This window comes from Staphylococcus pasteuri, from assembly GCF_030547725.1.
GTDB classification, from domain to species: Bacteria; Bacillota; Bacilli; order Staphylococcales; family Staphylococcaceae; genus Staphylococcus; species Staphylococcus pasteuri.
In genome coordinates, this window is sequence record NZ_JAUOQO010000190.1 from 1 (window position 1) to 301 (window position 301).

1 protein-coding gene is annotated in these 301 nt (G+C 45.5%); it reads right to left on the reverse strand.

Annotated elements, in window-relative coordinates; all coding sequences use genetic code 11:
- The coding region (locus Q4528_RS13355) for a cadherin-like domain-containing protein (protein WP_303521995.1) at positions 1 to 301 on the reverse strand (301 nt) is incomplete at both ends.

A 301-nucleotide genomic window follows, 5' to 3' on the forward strand; every position in this document is an offset into this window, starting at 1 on the left:
GTCCCATGTCCCATCAGCATTAGCTACAAGGCTACCATTACCTTCGATAATCAATAAATCGCTAGCCGTAAGGCTGTCACCATCCACATCATTGGCATAACCTACTAACAAATCATCCTGCGTAATTGTGTAAGTGCCACTATCCTCTAGAATGGGAGCTAACGTAGCCGATGTACTGGTTGGCGCATCATTTTGCGGCGTAATCTCTAACGAGGCGGTATTAACAATGTCATCGGTACCATCACTAATGGTGTAGCTAAATTCAATTGTACCGTTATCGTTTGCGGCCGGCGTGTAACTC